This window comes from Afipia dichlorophenoxyacetatis, assembly GCF_055386385.1.
The window spans coordinates 3,101,445-3,120,303 of the sequence record NZ_AP029250.1; the positions used below are offsets into that span (position 1 = coordinate 3,101,445).

The window sequence follows — 18,859 nt, forward strand, 5'->3', positions numbered from 1 at the left end:
ATGACCAAGATTCTGATCGACGGAAAAGAAATCGACGTCCCGGCGGAGTACACGCTGATCCAGGCGTGCGAAGCGGCGGGCGCTGAAATTCCGCGCTTCTGCTATCATGAGCGGCTGTCCATCGCGGGCAACTGCCGCATGTGCCTGGTCGAGGTGGCTGGCTCGCCGAAGCCGGTCGCGAGCTGCGCATGGGGCGTGCGTGACTGCCGTCCGGGTCCGAACGGCGAATTGCCGTCGGTCAAGACCAATTCTCCGATGGTCAAGAAGGCACGCGAAGGCGTGATGGAGTTCCTGCTCATCAACCATCCGCTCGATTGCCCGATCTGCGACCAGGGCGGCGAGTGCGATCTGCAGGACCAGGCGATGGGCTATGGTGTCGACACCAGCCGCTTCGCCGAAAACAAGCGCGCCGTTGAAGACAAGTACATCGGTGCGCTGGTCAAGACCTCGATGACCCGCTGCATCCAGTGCACCCGCTGCGTGCGCTTCACCACGGAAATCTGCGGCGTGCCTGAGATGGGCCTGACGGGGCGCGGCGAGGACGTTGAGATCACCACGTATCTCGAAAGCGCGCTGACCTCGGAACTGCAGGGCAATCTTGTCGATATCTGCCCGGTCGGTGCGCTGACCTCGAAACCATATGCTTTCGCTGCGCGTCCCTGGGAGCTCGGCAAGACCCAGTCCATCGACGTGATGGATGCGGTCGGCTCAGCGATCCGCGTCGATACCCGTGGCCGTGAAGTGATGCGCATCCTGCCGCGCGTCAACGAGGCGGTGAACGAAGAGTGGATTTCGGACAAAACGCGGCATGTGGTCGACGGCCTGCGGACACAGCGCCTGGATCGCCCCTACATCCGCGAGAACGGCAAGCTGCGCGCAGCGAGCTGGAATGAAGCCTTTGCCGCGATCGTCGCGAAGACCGCTTCGCTGAACGGCAAGCGGATCGGCGCGATTGCGGGTGATCTGGCTGCGGTCGAAGACATGTTCGCAGTGAAGGAACTGCTGGCGAAGTTCGGCTCGACGAACACAGCTATGCAGAACGGCGGCGCTTTCGATCCGAAGGCGGGCCGCGCGTCCTACATCTTCAATCCGACCATTGCCGGCATCGAGCAGGCTGATGCACTCTTGATCGTGGGTTCCAACCCGCGCAAGGAAGCGACCGTCCTCAACGCGCGTATCCGCAAGCGTTGGCGTACCGGTCAGCTCAAGATCGCGGTGATCGGCGAGAAGGCCAATCTCACTTACGATTACGACTATCTGGGCGCAGGCACCGACACGCTGAGCGACCTCGCTGCTGGCAAGCATTCGTTTGCCGACGTGCTGAAGAACGCCAAGCACCCGATCGTGCTGGTCGGCGCAGGCGCAAATTCGCGTCACGACGGCGCAGCTGTGCTGTCGATGGCGGCGAAGCTCGCGTCCGATTTCGGTGCGATCAAGGATGGCTGGAACGGCTTCGGCGTGCTGCACAATGCGGCATCGCAGGTCGGCGCGCTCGATATCGGCTTTGTGCCGGGTGAGGGCGGCCTGAACGTCACCGAAATGACCACGTTCGGCACGCTGGATGTGCTATTCTCCCTCGGCGCGGATGAGATCAAGGTGCCGGACAGCACGTTCGTGGTCTACATCGGCACCCACGGTGACCGTGGCGCGCATCGCGCGGACGTCATCCTGCCTGGCGCGGCCTACACCGAGAAGTCGGGCATTTACGTCAACACCGAAGGCCGGGTGCAGATGGCCAACCGCGCCGCGTTCCCGCCGGGCGAAGCCCGCGAGGACTGGGCGATCATCCGTGCATTGTCCGAGGCTCTGGGCAAGAAGCTGCCTTACGACTCGCTCAGTGCGGTGCGTCAGGCGATGTTCAAGACGGCACCGCACCTGATGCGGATCGATCAGATCGAGGCAGGCGACGTTGCAGGCGTTAAGACCCTTGCGGCGCGCGGCGGAACGGTCGAGAAGGCTGCGTTCAAGAGCCCGGTCGAGGACTTCTACCTGACCAACCCGATCGCACGCGCGTCCGCCATCATGGCTGAATGTTCGCGACTGGCGTCCGGGCAAATTCTGACGGCGGCGGAGTGAGCGTGATCCGATGACCGAATTCTTCGCAAGCACCTTCTGGACGGGCTTCCTGTGGCCATTGATCATCATGGTCGCGCAGAGCCTGTTGCTGCTCGTCGTGCTGCTGATCGCGATCGCCTACATCCTGCTGGCCGATCGCAAGATCTGGGCGGCGGTACAGATCCGTCGCGGCCCTAACGTGGTCGGCCCGTGGGGCCTGCTGCAATCCTTCGCGGACTTGCTGAAGTTCGTGCTGAAGGAACCGATCATCCCGGCCGGCGCAAACAAGGGTGTATTCCTGCTGGCGCCCCTGGTGAGCTGCGTGCTCGCGCTTGCGGCGTGGGCGGTGATCCCGGTCAACCTCAACTGGGTGATCGCGGACATCAACGTCGGCATCCTCTACATCTTCGCAATCTCTTCGCTGTCGATCTACGGCATCATCATGGCCGGCTGGTCGTCGAACTCGAAGTATCCGTTCCTCGCCGCACTCCGCTCGGCGGCGCAGATGGTCTCCTACGAAGTCTCCATCGGCTTCGTGATCATCACCGTTCTGCTTTGCGTCGGCTCGCTGAACCTGACCTCGGTCGTCGAAGCGCAGCACACGCGGGGACTGGCGAGCCTGATCGGCTTGCCGTGGCTGACGTTCCTGAATTGGTACTGGCTGCCGCTGCTGCCGATGTTCGTGGTCTTCTACGTCTCGGCCCTGGCGGAAACCAACCGTCCGCCGTTCGATCTCGTCGAAGCGGAATCCGAACTGGTCGCCGGCTTCATGGTCGAGTACGGATCGACGCCGTACCTGCTGTTCATGCTTGGTGAATACGTCGCCATCGCCACGATGTGCGCACTCGGCGCGATCCTGTTCATGGGCGGCTGGCTGCCGCCGGTGGATCTGCCGCCGTTCAACTGGGTGCCGGGCGTCATCTGGTTCGTGCTGAAATTGTTCTTCATGTTCTTCCTGTTCGCGATGGCGAAGGCGATCGTGCCTCGCTACCGCTACGACCAGCTGATGCGGCTGGGCTGGAAGGTTTTTCTCCCACTATCGCTGGTGATGGTCGTGATCGTTGCCAGCGTGCTGCAATTCGCGGGGCTTGCACCGAAATGAGGACGTCATGGGAATAGCAAGCACAGCCAATTCGCTTCTGCTCAAAGAGTTCGTCTCGGCGTTCTTTCTCGCCATGCGCTATTTCTTCAAGCCGAAGCCGACCTTGAACTATCCGTTCGAGAAGGGACCGATCTCGCCGCGCTTCCGTGGTGAGCATGCGCTGCGCCGTTATCCGAACGGTGAAGAGCGCTGCATCGCCTGCAAACTGTGCGAAGCGATTTGCCCGGCGCAGGCCATCACCATCGAGGCCGGTCCGCGCCGCAATGACGGCACGCGCCGCACGGTTCGCTACGACATAGACATGGTGAAGTGCATTTATTGCGGGCTTTGCCAGGAGGCGTGCCCGGTGGATGCGATCGTCGAAGGTCCGAACTTCGAGTTCGCGACCGAGACGCGCGAGGAGCTCTACTATGACAAGGCGAAGCTGCTCGCCAATGGCGACCGCTGGGAGCGCGAGATTGCGAAGAATATCGCACTCGACGCGCCGTACCGGTGAGGTGAGGGCATGATCGGTCCCGCACTTTTCTTCTATCTCTTCGCCTGCGTGTGCGTGGCGTCCGCGATCATGGTCGTGACCGCGCGCAATCCCGTGCACTCGGTGCTGTTCCTGATCCTGGCCTTCGTCAACGCGGCCGGGCTGTTCATGCTGCTCGGCGCCGAATTCCTGGCGATGATCCTCATCGTCGTCTACGTCGGCGCCGTCGCGGTGCTGTTCCTGTTCGTGATCATGATGCTTGACGTGGACTTCGCCCAATTGCGGCAAGGCTTCATTGAATACCTGCCGGTCGGTCTCCTGATCGGCGCGGTATTCCTGGCAGAGCTGCTGCTGGTCGCAGGCGGCTGGGCCATCAACCCGGCGATCACCAAGGCGATCACGGCGCCCATTCCGGGCAACATCAGCAACACCGAAGCGCTGGGCCTCGTGCTCTATACGAAGTACCTGCCGTACTTCCAACTGGCTGGCCTCGTGCTGCTGGTCGCAATGATCGGCGCCATCGTGCTCACGCTGCGCCACAAGCCAAGCGTCAAGCGCCAGAGCATTCCGGTGCAGAACGCGCGGACCAAGCAGGCCGCGATGGACGTGCGCAAGGTGCCGTCGGGGCAGGGTCTTCAGGACTCGGATGCCGGGGAGTGGGTGCGATGACGATCGGTCTTGGTCACTATCTCGCCGTCGCCGCCATTTTGTTCACGATCGGCATTCTCGGTATTTTCCTGAACCGCAAGAACGTCATCGTCATCCTGATGTCGGTGGAGCTCATTCTGCTCGCCGTGAATATCAATCTCGTGGCGTTCTCGTCGTTTCTCAACGACATCGTGGGGCAGGTTTTCGCACTGCTCGTTTTGACGGTTGCTGCCGCTGAGGCTGCGATCGGACTTGCTGTGCTCGTGGTGTTCTTCCGCAATCGTGGATCGATCGCGGTCGAGGACATCAATCTGATGAAGGGCTGATGGGGACCATGATTCAGGCTATCGTATTCCTGCCGCTCATCGGCGCACTGATCGCGGGTGCGGTCGCGCTCATTGGCGCACATGGCCGCAACCCGAGCGGCGACGAAATGGATCATGCCCATGGGCATGATGCCCACGCACATGCCCATACCGCGCATGACGATCACGGTCATGGTGATCATAGCCACGACGACCATGCCCACGACGATCACGGCCCGGTGGAGCCGGCGGCCATGGGGTCGCGCCTCGCTGAAGTCCTGACCACGACGCTGCTGCTAGTCTCAGCTGCGCTGTCGTGGATGACCTTCGTCGACGTCGGCTTCATGCATCACGATGTCCGCGTCCAGCTGTTCCAGTGGATCGGCTCCGGCGACCTCGTCGTGAACTGGACGCTGCGGGTTGATACGTTGACCGCCGTGATGCTGGTGGTGGTGACGACAGTGTCGTCGCTCGTTCACCTGTATTCGATCGGCTACATGCACGAAGACCCGAACCGTCCGCGGTTCATGGCTTACCTCTCGCTGTTCACCTTCGCGATGTTGATGCTGGTCACGGCGGATAACCTGGTGCAGCTGTTCTTCGGCTGGGAAGGCGTCGGTCTCGCGAGCTACCTGCTGATTGGTTTCTGGTTCCAGAAGCCTTCGGCCAATGCCGCCGCGATCAAGGCGTTCGTGGTCAACCGCGTCGGCGACTTCGGCTTCGCGCTCGGTATCTTCGCCATCTTCATGCTGGTCGGCTCGACCGATTTCGAGACGATCTTCGGCAGCGCGCCGGGCCTTGTCGGCAAGACCATCCATTTCTTCCGTTGGGATGTGGATGCCCTGACGCTGACCTGCCTTCTGTTGTTCATGGGCGCGATGGGTAAGTCGGCGCAGTTCCTGCTGCACACCTGGTTGCCGGACGCGATGGAAGGCCCGACCCCGGTATCGGCACTCATCCACGCAGCGACCATGGTCACCGCCGGTGTGTTCATGGTGGCGCGCCTGTCTCCGTTGTTTGAACTCGCACCGAATGCCAAGGCCTTCGTGATGTTCATCGGCGCGACCACGGCGTTCTTTGCGGCGACTATTGGTCTCGTCCAGAACGACATCAAGCGCATCGTCGCTTACTCGACCTGTTCGCAGCTCGGCTACATGTTTGTGGCAATGGGAGCGGGGGCTTACTCTGTCGGTATCTTCCACCTGTTCACCCACGCTTTCTTCAAAGCGCTGCTGTTCTTGGGCTCCGGCTCGGTCATCCACGCGATGCATCACGAGCAGGACATCCGCAACATGGGCGGCCTGAAGGATCGGATCCCGTACACCTTCGCCGCAATGACTATCGGTACGCTCGCGCTCACGGGCTTCCCGCTGTTTGCCGGATACTTCTCGAAGGACGCGATCATCGAGTCCGCATTCGTCGCGCATAACCCGTTCGCGCTTTATGCGTTCCTCTCGACGGTGATCGCGGCCGGCCTGACGTCGTTCTATTCATGGCGCCTGATCTTCAAGACGTTCTTCGGAGAGCCCCATGATCGGCATCACTACGAGGCCGCGCATGAAAGCCCGTGGACGATGATGATCCCGCTTGCCGTGTTGTCGGCCGGCTCGATCCTTGCAGGCTTCCCGTTCAAGGAGCTGTTCGCGGGGCACGGCATCGAGGAGTTCTTCCGCGACTCGCTCAAGATGAGCCCGCATATCATCGAAGAGATGCACCACATCCCTGAGACGATTGGCTTCTTGCCCACCGTCATGATGGTCATCGGCTTCATCGTCTCCTGGCTGTTCTACATCCGCCGGCCGTATCTGCCGGTCGAACTCGCGAACCAGCATCAGGGCCTGTATCAGTTCCTGCTGAACAAGTGGTACTTCGACGAGCTGTACGATGTCCTCTTCGTACGGTCAGCGAAGTGGCTCGGCCGTTTCCTCTGGAAGAAGGGCGATGGCTACATCATCGACGGCTTCGGTCCTGACGGCGTGTCAAAGGGCGTGCTCGACGTGACGCGGAACGTCGTGAAGCTGCAGACCGGTTATCTTTATCATTATGCCTTTGCCATGCTGATCGGCGTCGCTGGCCTGATCACCTGGTTCATGTTCGGTCTTGGGGGCCAACAATGACGACCTGGCCCGTTCTCTCCGTAGTTACGTTCCTGCCGGTTGTCGGCGCTCTGCTGGTCTATCTTCTGGCACGGGGCGGCGACGAAGCGGCTGCGCGGAACGCGCGCTGGATCTCGCTTTGGGCCACGATCGTCACCTTCGCGGTGTCGCTCATTCTGGTGGCACGGTTCGATCCGTCCCAGACCAGCTTCCAGTTCGTCGAGAAGGCGCCCTGGATCGGGGGTACGATCAACTACCACATGGGTGTCGATGGCATTTCGCTGCCCTTCGTCATCCTGACCACGGCTTTGATGCCGTTCTGCATCCTGGCGAGCTGGAAATCGGTTCAGTTCCGGGTGCGCGAATACATGATGGCGTTCCTGTTCCTGGAAACGCTGATGATCGGCACGTTCTCCGCGCTCGATCTCGTGCTGTTCTACCTGTTCTTCGAAGGCGGCCTCATCCCGATGTTCCTGATCATCGGCATCTGGGGCGGTCCGCGCCGGGTCTACGCCAGCTTCAAGTTCTTCCTCTACACGTTCCTCGGTTCGGTGCTGATGCTGCTGGCCATCATGGCGCTGTACTGGAACGCGGGGACAACCGACATCCCGACCCTGATGCAAACCGCCGTGCCGCGCAGCCTGCAGACGTGGGCGTGGCTGGCGTTCTTCGCGTCGTTCGCAGTCAAGATGCCGATGTGGCCGGTACACACCTGGTTGCCGGATGCGCACGTCGAAGCGCCGACGGCTGGTTCGGTCGTGCTGGCGGCTATTTTGCTGAAGATGGGCGGCTACGGCTTCCTGCGCTTCTCGCTGCCGATGTTCCCGCTGGCCTCGCATGACTTCGCGCCGCTGGTGTTCACGCTCTCCGCGATTGCGATCGTCTACACGTCGCTCGTCGCGCTGATGCAGGAAGACATCAAGAAGCTGATTGCATACTCATCCGTCGCGCACATGGGCTTCGTGACCATGGGCATTTTCGCGGGCACCACGCAGGGTGTTGCGGGCAGCGTCTTCCAGATGATCTCGCATGGCATCGTCTCCGGCGCGCTCTTCCTCTGCGTCGGTGTGGTCTACGACCGCCTGCACACACGCGAAATCAAGGCTTACGGCGGTCTGGTCAATCGCATGCCGCTGTATGCGTGCGTCTTCATGGTCTTCACCATGGCGAATGTCGGCTTGCCAGGCACCTCCGGCTTCGTCGGTGAATTCCTGACGCTGCTCGGCACGTTCAAGACCAGCATTCCGACGGCTACGTTTGCGACGCTCGGCGTGATCCTCTCGGCGGCCTACGCACTGTGGCTGTACCGCAAGGTCGTGTTCGGTGTACTCGACAAGCCGTCACTGGCCGGCATCAAGGACCTGACGCTGCGCGAGGTGGTTATTCTCGCGCCGTTCGTGATCCTCACCATTTTGTTCGGCGTCTATCCGAAGCCGGTGCTGGATATGTCGGCAGCCTCGGTGCAGCACGTCGTCACCAATTTCAATACAGCCGTCACCGCCGTGAAAGCGGCGGCGCTGGTTCACTAAGCAACGGGCAGGACAGGACGTTATGGCTTTCGACGTTTCAGGCTACTCGCTGCTCCCGGTCGTACCGGAACTGGTGCTCGCGATCGGCGCGATGGCACTGTTGATGCTCGGTGCGTTTCGTGGTGAGCAGACCACGCCGATGGTGACCAGCATTGCGGTGATCCTCCTCGTTGTCACAGGTCTTCTCGAACTGTTTTGGCTGCCGGCCGGCAAGCTCGCGACATTCAACGGCAGCTTCATTGTCGACGACTACGCACGCTTCCTGAAGATTCTTGCCCTGATCGGTTCGGGCGTCACGCTGATCCTGTCGCGCAGCTTCCTCGCCGAGCAGGCCAAGATTTTCGAATACGCGATCCTGGTCATGCTCTCCACCGTCGGCATGATGGTGCTGATCTCGGCAGCCGACCTGATCATGCTCTACCTCGGCCTGGAGCTGATGAGCCTTGCGCTCTACGTCGTGGCGGCCAGCCATCGCGACAACACCAAGTCCACCGAAGCAGGCCTGAAGTATTTCGTGCTTGGCGCATTGTCGTCAGGCATGCTGCTCTACGGCGCGTCGCTGATTTACGGCTTCACCGGCACGGTGAACTTCGCCGGCATCGCGACGGAAGCGAAGAGCGGCAGCATCGGCATTCTATTCGGTGTCGTGTTCCTGCTTGCGGGTCTGTGCTTCAAGGTCTCGGCGGTGCCGTTCCATATGTGGACGCCTGACGTTTACGAGGGCGCTCCGACCCCGGTGACCGCGTTCTTTGCCTCGGCTCCGAAGGTAGCTGCACTGGCAGTCTTTACGCGTGTCGCGCTGACTGCCTTCCCGGGCATCGTCTCGGAGTGGCAGCAGATCGTCGTCTTTGTATCCATCGCATCCATGGCACTTGGCTCGTTCGCGGCCATCGGCCAGCGCAACATCAAGCGCCTGATGGCTTACTCGTCGATCGGTCACATGGGCTTCGCGCTTGTTGGTCTGGCCGCTGGCACCCAGCAGGGTGCACAGGGTGTGCTGGTCTACATCGCGATCTATGTGGCGATGACGCTGGGAACGTTCTCCGTCATCCTTGCGATGAAGCGGAACGGTCAGGCCGTTGAGACCATCAGCGATTTCGCGGGCCTTTCCCGCACCAATCCGCTGCTGGCCTTCGTCTTCGCCATGCTGCTGTTCTCGCTGGCCGGCGTTCCGCCTCTCGCGGGCTTCTTCGGCAAGTTCTATGTCTTCCTCGCTGCGGTCCAGTCGGGCCTGTTTGCGCTTGCCGTGATCGGCGTGCTCTGCAGTGTGGTGGGTGCGTTCTATTACCTGTCCATCGTCAAGGTGATGTACTTCGACGAGCCGGCGGGTGCAGTCGAGCCGATGGGGGCTGAGCTGCGCACCGTTCTGACGATCGCCGGCGCCTTTAACCTGCTGTTCTTCGTCTATCCGGCGCCGCTGGTGAGCGCGGCCACCGTTGCCGCGAAGTCACTGTTCTGAAATGGCATTTGCGCTCGGTCCACGGGCTAAATCTCAAGGGTATCGTCTCACAGCGTTCGACAGTATCGGTTCGACCAATACCGAGGCACTGGAGCAGGCGAGAGGCGGAGAACGCGGACCGTTATGGCTGGTCACGGACCTGCAGACGGCAGGCCGTGGTCGCCGCCAACGGGCCTGGATCTCTCCCCGGGGAAATCTCGCGGCAACCGTCCTGGAAACCATGGACGTACCACCCTCTATCGCGGCAACATTAGGTTTTGCTGCGGGGCTCGCGCTTGAAGCGGCGTTGCAGGCAGTGAGCTTGGAATCCGTGATGCGCTCAGGTGGATCAGCAGTCAGCTATCGTTTGAAGTGGCCCAATGATGTTCTCGCGGGCAGCGAGAAATTGTCCGGCATCTTGCTGGAGGCGGAGATCGTCAACGGCGGGCTCGCGGTCGCGGTCGGAATGGGCACGAACATCGTGGCGTCACCGGAAGGAACGCCGCATCCCGCGACCTGCCTGTCGAAGCTCGGTGTGAACGCCAACGCGGGTGATCTCTTTATGGCGCTGTCCGACTCCTGGGCCGAACTTCGCGGCATCTGGGACAACGGAAAAGGGTTCGGCGAAATTCGCCGCCGATGGCTGGAGCGTGCTGCGGGCCTTGGGGAGGCGGTGTCGATCCAATCAAACGACACGGTCATTGAGGGCGTCTTCGAAACCATTGACGACAACGGCTGCATGATCGTGGCCAGCCATGACGGTAAGCGCAGGCCTATTGCCGCTGGGGACGTTTATTTTGGGTCCGCCAAATCATCCGGAGCAACTTGATGGCGCGACCTGACGAATTGACTTTCGCGCCGCTCGGCGGTGTCGGCGAGATCGGCATGAACCTGTCGATTTACGGCCTTGGCAATCGCCACCAGCGCAGCTGGCTCGCGATTGATCTCGGCGTATCGTTCGGCAACGAAGAGCATCTTCCAGGCATCGATGTGGTGATGCCGGATATTCGCTTCCTGGTGAAGGAGCGGAAAAATCTCATGGGCCTTGTGCTAACGCATGCCCACGAGGATCACTTCGGCGCAATCATCGATCTGTGGCCGCAGCTTGAGTGCCCAATCTATGCGACGCAGTTCAGCGCGGCGTTGTTCGAGGCGAAGTGCGCTGCTGAACGCAATGCGCCCAAAATCCCGGTAACCATTATCGAGTCAGGTGGCCGGGTCGACATCGGTCCATTCAACGTCGAATTTATTCCTGTCGCGCACTCGATTCCGGAATCCCATGCGCTTGCGATCCGCACGACGGTCGGAACGGTGCTTCACACCGGCGACTGGAAGATCGATCCGACGCCGATCATCGGCAAGCCGACGGACGAGAAGCGCCTGCGCGAAATAGGCGACGAAGGCGTGCTGGCGCTGGTCGGGGATTCGACCAACGCGGTGCGCGAAGGGCGTTCACCGTCCGAACGCGAAGTCGCCAGAACCATGGCGGAGCTGATCAAGGCGGCGCGCGGGCGCGTGGCTGTGACCACGTTTGCGTCCAACGTCGCACGCGTTCGCGCCATTGCGGAAGCCGCAAAAGCCGCCGACCGTGAGGTCGTGCTCGTCGGACGCGCCATGGAGCGCGTGGTACAGGTCGCGCGTGAGACAGGCTACCTGGACGGCGTGCAGAATTTTCGCAGCGCCGATCTCTACGGACATTTCCCGCCGGACAAAGTGCTGGCGCTTTGCACAGGAAGCCAGGGCGAGCCTCGCGCCGCGCTGGCACGCATCGCGAACGATGATCACCCGCTGGTAACGCTCAACAAGGGCGACACGGTGATTTTCTCCTCGCGAACCATCCCCGGCAACGAGAAGGCGGTTGGATCGATCATCAACGGCCTGATTATGCAGGGCGTGGAGATCATTACGGATCGCAACCATCTCGTGCACGTCTCCGGACATCCGCGGCAGGACGAGCTGCGTGACATGATCTCGTGGGTGCGGCCTCAGTTGTTGATCCCGGCCCACGGCGAAGCGCTGCATCTGTCGGAGCACGCCAAGCTCGCGCGCGCCTGCGGCGTGCCAAAGGTATTGATCTGCAAGAACGGTGATCTGGTTCGGCTAGGACCGGGCGATCCTGCGATTGTCGATGAGATTCCCGCCGGCCGTATCTACAAGGACGGCAATCTGCTGGAAGATCAGAACGCCCGCGCGGTCGTCGAGCGGCGGCGGATGGCTTTCGCAGGCTGTGCTTTCGTCGCGATCGCGATGACGGACAAGGGCGAACTCGCAGACGATCCGGAAGTTGATCTCGCAGGCATTCCGGAAAAGAATGCGAATGGTGAGGATATCGCCGACGAGGTCTTCGATCTCGTGGTCTCGACCGTTGAGAATCTGCCGCGCGCGCGGCGTCGCGATCCTGACGCGGTGGCGGAATCCGTCCGGCGCGCGGTTCGTGCCGGGATCAATGAGCAATGGGGCAAGAAGCCGCTTTGCTATGTTCACGTATTGATGGTTTGAGTTCGCGCGGAGGACAACCATGCTGGGCCGGCTGAATCATGTTGCGATCGCGGTGAAGGACGCCGAGAAGGCCGCCAAGATCTATGGCACGGCTTTTGGCGCGGGCATTTCCGACGCGGTGCCGTTGCCGGAACATGGCGTCATCACGGTGTTTGCCACGCTGCCGAACACAAAGATCGAATTTATCCAGCCGCTCGGCGATAACTCGCCGATTGCGAAGTTTCTGGAGCGCAATGCCGACGGCGGCATTCACCACATCTGCTACGAGGTGCCGGACATCATCGCCGCGCGCGATACGCTGATCGCAGAGGGCGCACGCGTCCTCGGTGACGGCAATCCGCGGATCGGCGCCCACGGCAAGCCGGTGCTGTTTCTGCATCCGAAGGATTTTTCCGGCGCGCTCGTCGAAATCGAACAGGCCTGAGCCGCGATGGCCTACACAATCTCAACCATGTTCGCGATCTACTTTGTCATATGGTGGGTCGTGTTGTTCCTGACGTTGCCGTTCGGAGTGCGCAGTCAGCATGAGGAAGGCGAGGCCGCCCCCGGAACCGATCCCGGCGCACCGGTGATGCCGCGCATGGCGCGCAAGCTGCTGTGGACCACGATTATCTCGGCGGTGCTTTTCGCCGCTGGCCTGGCCGCGCAGAAGGCCGGCTATCTAAATGTCGAAAATCTCAGCAAGCTGATGGGCTTTCCGCTCTAGTACCGCCGATTTGAAGTCCTTGCATCAGGTGCGGCGATCTCTTTCAGGGACTTCAAATCGAAGGCGGTACTAGAATCTTAGGGTTGCTAGTACCCTTTGCTTTCCGAAGTTCGCAAAGTGGTTACTGCGACGTGTCACGAACTTCGGAAAGCGGGTACTAGGGCTTCGGATTAAATCAGAACCGAAGCGCTTAATTCTTGTTTTAAACGCGTTGACCGATCGCGAATAAAAAAAAGCAGGGCCAAAGCCCTGCTCAAAAAATGTGTCGACCCTATTTCCCCGAATGTGTTGGATCTATCTTTGCTTAGACGGGGCGACGCTGCTTTTGCGCGCCAGGGACTCCTCCCGAGACTTGGACCACCAGATGATGCGGCGAACAACGCATCTGTCTGACATCAAATTTGTAACTCAGTGATTTTGAGTTGTCACCTTTTTCAGCAATAAATGTCTATTTTTGCGGCGCTGCACCATAAGTCGGAAAATCGCGAAAACCCAATAAAATGTGGGTTTTCGCGATATGTTTCTGGCATGCCAGCAAAAGATTTTTTCACCAGCGCACGCGCATGCCTGCATAAACCGCACGACCGTTCCCCGGCTCGAAAAGCGGGGAGTTTTGAGTCGCCTGGTTGATGATGCTGGCGCTGGCAATGTACGCCTTGTTCGCGATGTTCCGGGCTTCGAGATAGAACGAATACTTGCCGTCATCGACGCCGGCTTTCAGTCCCCAGATCGCATAGGCCTGTGTGCCGAGCGTGTTGGCGCTGTCGACGTAGTAGGATAGCGGCACCCATTCGATGTTCGGGCCGATGTAGAAGCCGTTCGGGTGTTTGTAGAGCAACTCGCCGCGCAAAAAGTGGCGCGGCGCGCCGGGCAACTGGTTGTTGTGGTACGTCGGATCGTTATCGAAGCGAAAATCGTTGAAGGTGTAGGCGAGGTTGACCCAGAGTTTGTCGGCGCCATCGCCCTGCACGAAGATGTTCTTGAAGATGGCAGCGCCGAGCCCTGCCTCGATGCCTTGATGGATCGTGCGGTCCGCGTTGGTGACGTTGCAGTTGCCGAAGGTGCTGTAGAAGCACAGCAGTTCGTTCTGGATGTTGGCGCGGTATCCGGTGAGTTCCCAAGTCAGGTCAGGGCGCTTGCCACGTGTGCCAATCTCATACGTCGTGGCGGTTTGTGCCTTGATGTCGAAGAACGGAATGTTGGGAAAGGTCGGTGTCGCGCTGGAGGGGGCCACGTTTTCGCCGAAGCTCGGCACCTCAGCGCTCCGTGAAATGTTGCCGAACACTTGCCACGTCGGATCGACCTCCCAGAGGAGCCCTGTCTTTGGGCTCCACAGGCTGAAGGTACTGCGGCCATTGGGGTCGCCATTGAGCGAGAAGTTCACCTGCTGGTCGCGAACCGCAAACAGGTATTGCGTGCCGGCAATGAACGCGACATTCGGCAAAAAGTAGAACGAGTTCTCGGCATAGCCCGCGTAGTTCTCTGGCTTCTGCACCAGGGACGACATCGGCGCGCCCTTATACCCGCCGATGTTTACATATTGCTGCGCATCGATGGTGCCATTGAGGATGTTGATGCCGGCGACGAACTTGTTCCGGTACCCGTTAATGACCCGATCATCGGTCGCGCGGACGAAGCCGCCATAGTCGTGGTAGCGATAGTCGAGCCACTGGAAGATCGGATGCATCAGGTGCCGGTCGACACCGAACGCGCCGAACTCGACAGTCGTCGTATCAAACCGCATGGTGGTCTTGTTGGCGATGCGGACGGTGTCGATGTTTCGCTGCCAGTCGTTGGCGACATTGACCGGCGCGGCCGCCGCCGGGTCTGTCAGCGCTGATGTTCTGGTCACCGAGCCGGGGATGCGCTGCCGCACATCGTTGGCGTCGATATAGAAGCGTGTCTCGAAATCAGGCGAGAATTGATAGCCGATGTTGCCGCTGGCGCGGGTGTCATGGCCGTAGCTGTGATCGCGAAAGCCCTGCGACTGCTGGTTGGACGCGGTGAAGAAGCCATCCCACGGTCCATTCGACCCGCCGACGTTGCCTTGGAAGCGGCGGTATCCGAACGATCCCATATCAATGCCAGCGCTGTTGATATTGGCGTCCCGGCCGGTCGGGGTCACGAAGTTGATGGCGCCGCCGAGCGAGTTGGCACCGAAGCGCAAGGCGTTGGCGCCCTTCCAGACTTCGGTGAACTTGTACGCGGTCGGATCGATCTCCTGGAAATCGCCGTAGCCGTCGGACGTGTTGATCGGGATACCGTCCATGTAGAGCTGGACGCCCCGCAGGTGGAAATTGCGCGAGAGACCGGATCCCCGAATGGAGAGGCGGGTATCGTCGCCGAATTTCGGCTGAGCAAACACGCCGGGGACATAGTCGAGAATGTCCTTGATGGTGCTCGTGACCGAGCTGTTTCTGTAGGCGTCCGCCGGCACGACCGCCACGCCGCCGGGCGTCTGCTGGATTTCACGCAGCGCCTGTTCGGCGGTCTGCACGGCCAGCGAAGGCGGAATGGTCGAATTTGGACTTGGATTTGGACTTTGTTTTTCGGCTGCCACATCGAGCGTGGGCAGGGTTTGACCGGCGGTCTGTGCGGTCGCGGACATAACCGACGCCAGCAATAAGGCGGATGCACACCAGAGACGTTGCGCTGTTGCGTTGTGCGACGCTAAGCGCCGCAGCCGTGGATACACGGGTAACATGGATAGGTTCTCACCAGGCGAATTGACGAAAAAGCGGGCGCGCGACGGCGCAGGTCGTCAACCGAGGTGAGGCGGACCACGAGGCTGGTGATCGTCGACCGTTAACGGGGCAACGAAAGATTCAGCGGGTGGAAATTCGTAGAGGACGTCGAACGCAATGCGGATCGCGAGCGCCGGAGGTGGCGGCGGTATATTTGCCATCGCGGCGCCGAACGCGCACAACGGACAATGGATGATCGGCTTGGCCGGATTGCCGTTGTCGTCAGTGGTTTGTCCGGAGGAAGTGCCGTTTAGGCAGAACTCGTGGATGTCGTTCAGCTTGAGTGGGGAGATTGAGGCGAGAAGTGTGCCGGTCAGCATCACATTGAAGACAAGCGCGTAGGCTGCGACGAGCGTCGCTAACCGACCGATCTTCTTGATGCGCGACGAAAAGGTCACAGGTTCGACCCCAAATCCTGTCCGTTTGTTAACATGACGCCCAGAAGCCGGAAAGCGAGATTTGACCCTATAACTGCCTCAGCTGACCGCTTTCACTTGTCTTTTCACAGCCGATCCGGTTTGACTAGCGACCCAACAGCACCCCCGATTCCACCAGTTTCAAGCCAAAGTCAGAGTACCCCCATGCGACTCACGCGCTTCTTTTTGCCCATCCTCAAGGAGACGCCAAAGGAGGCCGAGATCGTGTCGCATCGCCTGATGCTGCGCGCCGGCATGCTCCGTCAGGAAGCCGCGGGTATCTATGCCTGGTTGCCGCTCGGTTTCCGGGTACTCAAGAAGATCGAGAAGATCGTCCGGGAAGAGCAGGACCGTGCAGGCTCTATCGAGCTTTTGATGCCGACGCTCCAGTTGGCGGACCTGTGGCGGGAGAGCGGGCGCTATGATGCCTACGGTCCGGAGATGCTGCGCATCCAGGACCGGCATAAGCGCGAGCTGCTGTACGGGCCGACCAACGAAGAAATGATCACGGAAATCTTCCGTGCCTACGTGAAGTCTTACCGGAGCCTTCCGCTCAACCTCTATCATATTCAATGGAAATTCCGCGACGAGCAGCGTCCGCGCTTTGGTGTGATGCGCGGCCGCGAGTTTCTGATGAAGGATGGTTATTCCTTCGACGTGGACGAGGCCGCCGCGCGCCTGTCCTACAACCGGATGTTCGTGGCTTACCTGCGCACATTCGCGCGGATGGGGCTCAAGGCCATCCCGATGCGCGCCGAGACCGGCCCAATCGGCGGTGACCTCTCGCATGAGTTCATCGTGCTGGCGGAGACAGGTGAGTCGGCGGTGTACTGTAACAAGGATGTCCTCGATCTCCCGGTGCCCGGCGCAGATGTGGACTACAGCGGCGACCTCACACCCATCATCAAGCAGTGGACCGAACTCTATGCGGCGACAGAGGATGTTCACGATTCCGCGCGCTATGACAGTGAAGTCCCCGAAGATAAGCGGGTGCAGACCCGCGGCATCGAGGTTGGGCAGATCTTCTATTTCGGCACGAAGTACTCGGACACCATGAAGGCCATGGTCAACGGTCCGGATGGTAGCGAGCAACCCATCCATGGCGGGTCGTATGGCGTTGGCGTCTCGCGTCTGGTTGGTGCGATCATCGAAGCCTGCCACGACGAGAACGGCATCAAGTGGCCGGAAGAAGTCGCGCCCTTCCGCGTTGCGATCCTGAACTTGAAGCAGGACGACGCCACGACGGGCGAGGCTTGCGAGAAGATCTACAAGGCGTTGACCGCCAAGGGCGTCGATGTTCTCTACGATGACACCGATCAGCGTCCCGGCGGTAAGTTTGCGACCGCCGATCTCATCGGCATTCCATGGCAAGTTCTGATCGGTCCGCGCGGATTGGCTGAAGGCAAAGTTGAGATCAAGCGCCGTAGCGATAATTCACGCGAGTTCATGAGCCTCGACGACGCAATTAATCGTTTCGTCCACTAATTTATATTTGGTGCTGTCACAGTCGCTGACGCACTGGACTAGAATTAGCCCGATTCGTGTGAAAATCCGGACAGTGGAACAGACATGAGCGAGCCAGTTCGGACACCACCTTTTGCGCCCTTCGAGTGGCTGCTCTCGACCCGTTATCTCCGGGCGAGGCGCAAGGAAGGGTTCATTTCGGTCATCGCAGGATTTTCGTTTCTCGGCATCATGCTTGGCGTTGCGACGCTGATCATCGTGATGGCGGTGATGAATGGATTCCGGAAAGAGTTGCTCGACAAGATTCTCGGCCTCAACGGTCACTTGCTTGTTCAGCCACTGGAATCGCCGCTGACCGACTGGCGCGATGTTGCCGAGCGGATCGCTGCTGTTGACGGCATCCGGCTTGCTGCGCCGATCGTTGAGGGGCAGGCGCTTGCGTCCTCGCCGTTCAATGCCTCCGGCGTCTTGGTGCGCGGCATCCGTTCAGATGACTTGAACAAGCTCACCTCGATTGCGAAGAACATCAAGCAAGGCACGCTGGAAGGCTTCGATGAGGGACAAGGCGTTGCCATCGGCCGCCGTCTTGCGGATCAATTGTCGCTGCGGGCCGGTGACAGCATCACGCTGGTTGCGCCACGGGGCGCGATCACACCTATGGGCACCACGCCACGGATCAAGCCTTACAAGGTGGCAGCAGTCTTCGAGATCGGCATGTCGGAGTACGACTCGTCGTTTGTCTTCATGCCGTTACCTGAGGCGCAGGCCTACTTTAATCGCGCCAACGATGTGACCTCGATCGAGATATACACCGACAATCCTGACAAGGTGGACACCTATAGGAAAGCGGTTACCGAGGCGGCGCAACGACCGATCTTCCTGATCGACTGGCGACAGCGCAATTCCACCTTCTTTAACGCCCTTCAGGTCGAGCGGAACGTGATGTTCCTGATCCTGACCCTGATTGTTCTCGTGGCGGCGTTGAACATCGTGTCGGGCCTCATCATGCTGGTGAAGGACAAAGGCAGCGACATCGCCATTCTCCGAACCATGGGGGCCAGCCAAGGTTCGATCATGCGGGTGTTCCTGATCACGGGAGCCGCCATCGGTGTGGTCGGCACGCTGGTCGGGTTTCTGCTGGGTCTGTTGATCTGCCTGAACATCGAGTCCATCCGGCAGTTCATTTCGTGGGTGACCAATACGGAATTGTTCTCGCCCGAGCTTTATTTCCTCTCGAAGCTGCCGGCTGAGGTCGACGTGGGCGAAACCGCTGCGGTCGTCATCATGGCGTTGACCTTGTCCTTCCTGGCAACGCTCTACCCATCGTGGCGGGCGGCTCGTCTCGATCCCATCGAAGCTCTCAGGTACGAGTGAGCACGGGG

Annotated in this window: 16 protein-coding genes; 14 read left to right on the forward strand and 2 right to left on the reverse strand. The window is 60.3% G+C overall.

Features of this window, described 5'->3' with window-relative positions; all coding sequences use genetic code 11:
* The 12 genes from nuoG to ACZ5C3_RS14700 are packed head-to-tail and all read left to right on the forward strand — an operon-like array spanning position 1 to position 12,853.
* Complete coding sequence (gene nuoG, locus ACZ5C3_RS14645; protein ID WP_464030774.1) at positions 1 to 2,076, forward strand: NADH-quinone oxidoreductase subunit NuoG; 2,076 nt, start codon at positions 1 to 3, stop codon at positions 2,074 to 2,076.
* A 10-nt stretch (positions 2,077 to 2,086) separates the two neighbouring features.
* The gene (gene nuoH / locus ACZ5C3_RS14650) at positions 2,087 to 3,157 is read left to right on the forward strand and encodes an NADH-quinone oxidoreductase subunit NuoH (RefSeq protein WP_464030776.1); all 1,071 of its coding nucleotides are present in this window, start codon (positions 2,087 to 2,089) and stop codon (positions 3,155 to 3,157) included.
* A 7-nt stretch (positions 3,158 to 3,164) separates the two neighbouring features.
* Positions 3,165 to 3,653 (forward strand): NADH-quinone oxidoreductase subunit NuoI, encoded by a 489-nt coding sequence (gene nuoI / locus ACZ5C3_RS14655; RefSeq protein ID WP_424631172.1) that lies wholly within the window; start codon positions 3,165 to 3,167, stop codon positions 3,651 to 3,653.
* Positions 3,654 to 3,662: 9 nt separating this feature from the next.
* A complete protein-coding gene (locus ACZ5C3_RS14660) occupies positions 3,663 to 4,301 on the forward strand; it encodes an NADH-quinone oxidoreductase subunit J (RefSeq protein WP_464030777.1) in 639 nt (212 codons plus the stop codon).
* Positions 4,298 to 4,606, forward strand: a complete 309-nt coding sequence (gene nuoK, locus ACZ5C3_RS14665; protein WP_424631174.1) for an NADH-quinone oxidoreductase subunit NuoK — start codon at positions 4,298 to 4,300, stop codon at positions 4,604 to 4,606. The genes ACZ5C3_RS14660 and nuoK overlap by 4 nt, the downstream gene beginning before the upstream one ends.
* Positions 4,607 to 4,614: 8 nt before the next feature.
* Complete coding sequence (gene nuoL, locus ACZ5C3_RS14670; RefSeq protein WP_464038344.1) at positions 4,615 to 6,702, forward strand: NADH-quinone oxidoreductase subunit L; 2,088 nt, start codon at positions 4,615 to 4,617, stop codon at positions 6,700 to 6,702.
* Positions 6,699 to 8,210 carry an NADH-quinone oxidoreductase subunit M gene (locus ACZ5C3_RS14675; protein ID WP_464030779.1) on the forward strand — a complete coding sequence of 504 codons (1,512 nt, stop codon included), beginning with the start codon at positions 6,699 to 6,701 and terminating at the stop codon, positions 8,208 to 8,210. Before nuoL ends, ACZ5C3_RS14675 begins: the two co-directional genes overlap by 4 nt.
* A 22-nt stretch (positions 8,211 to 8,232) precedes the next feature.
* A complete protein-coding gene (nuoN, locus tag ACZ5C3_RS14680; RefSeq protein ID WP_464030781.1) occupies positions 8,233 to 9,669 on the forward strand; it encodes an NADH-quinone oxidoreductase subunit NuoN in 1,437 nt (478 codons plus the stop codon).
* Position 9,670: 1 nt separating this feature from the next.
* Positions 9,671 to 10,477 (forward strand): biotin--[acetyl-CoA-carboxylase] ligase, encoded by an 807-nt coding sequence (locus ACZ5C3_RS14685; RefSeq protein WP_464030783.1) that lies wholly within the window; start codon positions 9,671 to 9,673, stop codon positions 10,475 to 10,477.
* Positions 10,477 to 12,147, forward strand: a complete 1,671-nt coding sequence (locus ACZ5C3_RS14690) for a ribonuclease J (protein WP_464030785.1) — start codon at positions 10,477 to 10,479, stop codon at positions 12,145 to 12,147. Before ACZ5C3_RS14685 ends, ACZ5C3_RS14690 begins: the two co-directional genes overlap by 1 nt.
* Positions 12,148 to 12,166: 19 nt before the next feature.
* On the forward strand, positions 12,167 to 12,571 hold the full coding sequence (gene mce, locus ACZ5C3_RS14695) for a methylmalonyl-CoA epimerase (RefSeq protein ID WP_464030787.1): 405 nt from the start codon (positions 12,167 to 12,169) through the stop codon (positions 12,569 to 12,571).
* A 6-nt stretch (positions 12,572 to 12,577) separates the two neighbouring features.
* Positions 12,578 to 12,853: a DUF1467 family protein gene (locus tag ACZ5C3_RS14700; protein WP_464030788.1), complete on the forward strand. Its 276-nt coding sequence runs from the start codon at positions 12,578 to 12,580 to the stop codon at positions 12,851 to 12,853.
* 547 nt (positions 12,854 to 13,400) lie between these two features.
* On the opposite strand, the gene ACZ5C3_RS14705 is transcribed toward ACZ5C3_RS14700, so the two are convergent.
* Together ACZ5C3_RS14705 and ACZ5C3_RS14710 are read right to left on the reverse strand one after the other, a co-directional pair.
* A complete protein-coding gene (locus ACZ5C3_RS14705) occupies positions 13,401 to 15,461 on the reverse strand; it encodes a TonB-dependent receptor family protein (protein WP_464030790.1) in 2,061 nt (686 codons plus the stop codon).
* A 153-nt stretch (positions 15,462 to 15,614) separates the two neighbouring features.
* The gene (locus ACZ5C3_RS14710; RefSeq protein WP_464030792.1) at positions 15,615 to 15,995 is read right to left on the reverse strand and encodes a DUF2946 domain-containing protein; all 381 of its coding nucleotides are present in this window, start codon (positions 15,993 to 15,995) and stop codon (positions 15,615 to 15,617) included.
* A 183-nt stretch (positions 15,996 to 16,178) separates the two neighbouring features.
* Between ACZ5C3_RS14710 and proS the strand changes: the two genes are divergently transcribed.
* Together proS and ACZ5C3_RS14720 are read left to right on the forward strand one after the other, a co-directional pair.
* A complete protein-coding gene (gene proS / locus ACZ5C3_RS14715) occupies positions 16,179 to 17,498 on the forward strand; it encodes a proline--tRNA ligase (RefSeq protein WP_464030794.1) in 1,320 nt (439 codons plus the stop codon).
* Positions 17,499 to 17,582: 84 nt separating this feature from the next.
* Positions 17,583 to 18,851, forward strand: a complete 1,269-nt coding sequence (locus ACZ5C3_RS14720) for a lipoprotein-releasing ABC transporter permease subunit (RefSeq protein WP_464030796.1) — start codon at positions 17,583 to 17,585, stop codon at positions 18,849 to 18,851.
* The last annotated feature ends 8 nt before the right edge of the window (positions 18,852 to 18,859 follow it).

What these genes read in the sequence shown, in the direction of transcription:
- ACZ5C3_RS14675 (WP_464030779.1), top strand. Translation starts at nt 6,699, where the DNA reads ATGACGACCTGGCCCGTTCTCTCCGTAGTTACGTTCCTGCCGGTTGTC.
- ACZ5C3_RS14700 (WP_464030788.1), top strand. Translation starts at nt 12,578, where the DNA reads ATGGCCTACACAATCTCAACCATGTTCGCGATCTACTTTGTCATATGG.
- nuoK (WP_424631174.1), top strand. Translation starts at nt 4,298, where the DNA reads ATGACGATCGGTCTTGGTCACTATCTCGCCGTCGCCGCCATTTTGTTC.
- nuoL (WP_464038344.1), top strand. Translation starts at nt 4,615, where the DNA reads ATGATTCAGGCTATCGTATTCCTGCCGCTCATCGGCGCACTGATCGCG.
- nuoG (WP_464030774.1), top strand. Translation starts at nt 1, where the DNA reads ATGACCAAGATTCTGATCGACGGAAAAGAAATCGACGTCCCGGCGGAG.
- ACZ5C3_RS14685 (WP_464030783.1), top strand. Translation starts at nt 9,671, where the DNA reads ATGGCATTTGCGCTCGGTCCACGGGCTAAATCTCAAGGGTATCGTCTC.
- ACZ5C3_RS14720 (WP_464030796.1), top strand. Translation starts at nt 17,583, where the DNA reads ATGAGCGAGCCAGTTCGGACACCACCTTTTGCGCCCTTCGAGTGGCTG.
- ACZ5C3_RS14705 (WP_464030790.1), bottom strand. Translation starts at nt 15,461, where the DNA reads ATGTCCGCGACCGCACAGACCGCCGGTCAAACCCTGCCCACGCTCGAT.
- nuoN (WP_464030781.1), top strand. Translation starts at nt 8,233, where the DNA reads ATGGCTTTCGACGTTTCAGGCTACTCGCTGCTCCCGGTCGTACCGGAA.
- proS (WP_464030794.1), top strand. Translation starts at nt 16,179, where the DNA reads ATGCGACTCACGCGCTTCTTTTTGCCCATCCTCAAGGAGACGCCAAAG.
- nuoI (WP_424631172.1), top strand. Translation starts at nt 3,165, where the DNA reads ATGGGAATAGCAAGCACAGCCAATTCGCTTCTGCTCAAAGAGTTCGTC.
- nuoH (WP_464030776.1), top strand. Translation starts at nt 2,087, where the DNA reads ATGACCGAATTCTTCGCAAGCACCTTCTGGACGGGCTTCCTGTGGCCA.
- mce (WP_464030787.1), top strand. Translation starts at nt 12,167, where the DNA reads ATGCTGGGCCGGCTGAATCATGTTGCGATCGCGGTGAAGGACGCCGAG.
- ACZ5C3_RS14690 (WP_464030785.1), top strand. Translation starts at nt 10,477, where the DNA reads ATGGCGCGACCTGACGAATTGACTTTCGCGCCGCTCGGCGGTGTCGGC.
- ACZ5C3_RS14660 (WP_464030777.1), top strand. Translation starts at nt 3,663, where the DNA reads ATGATCGGTCCCGCACTTTTCTTCTATCTCTTCGCCTGCGTGTGCGTG.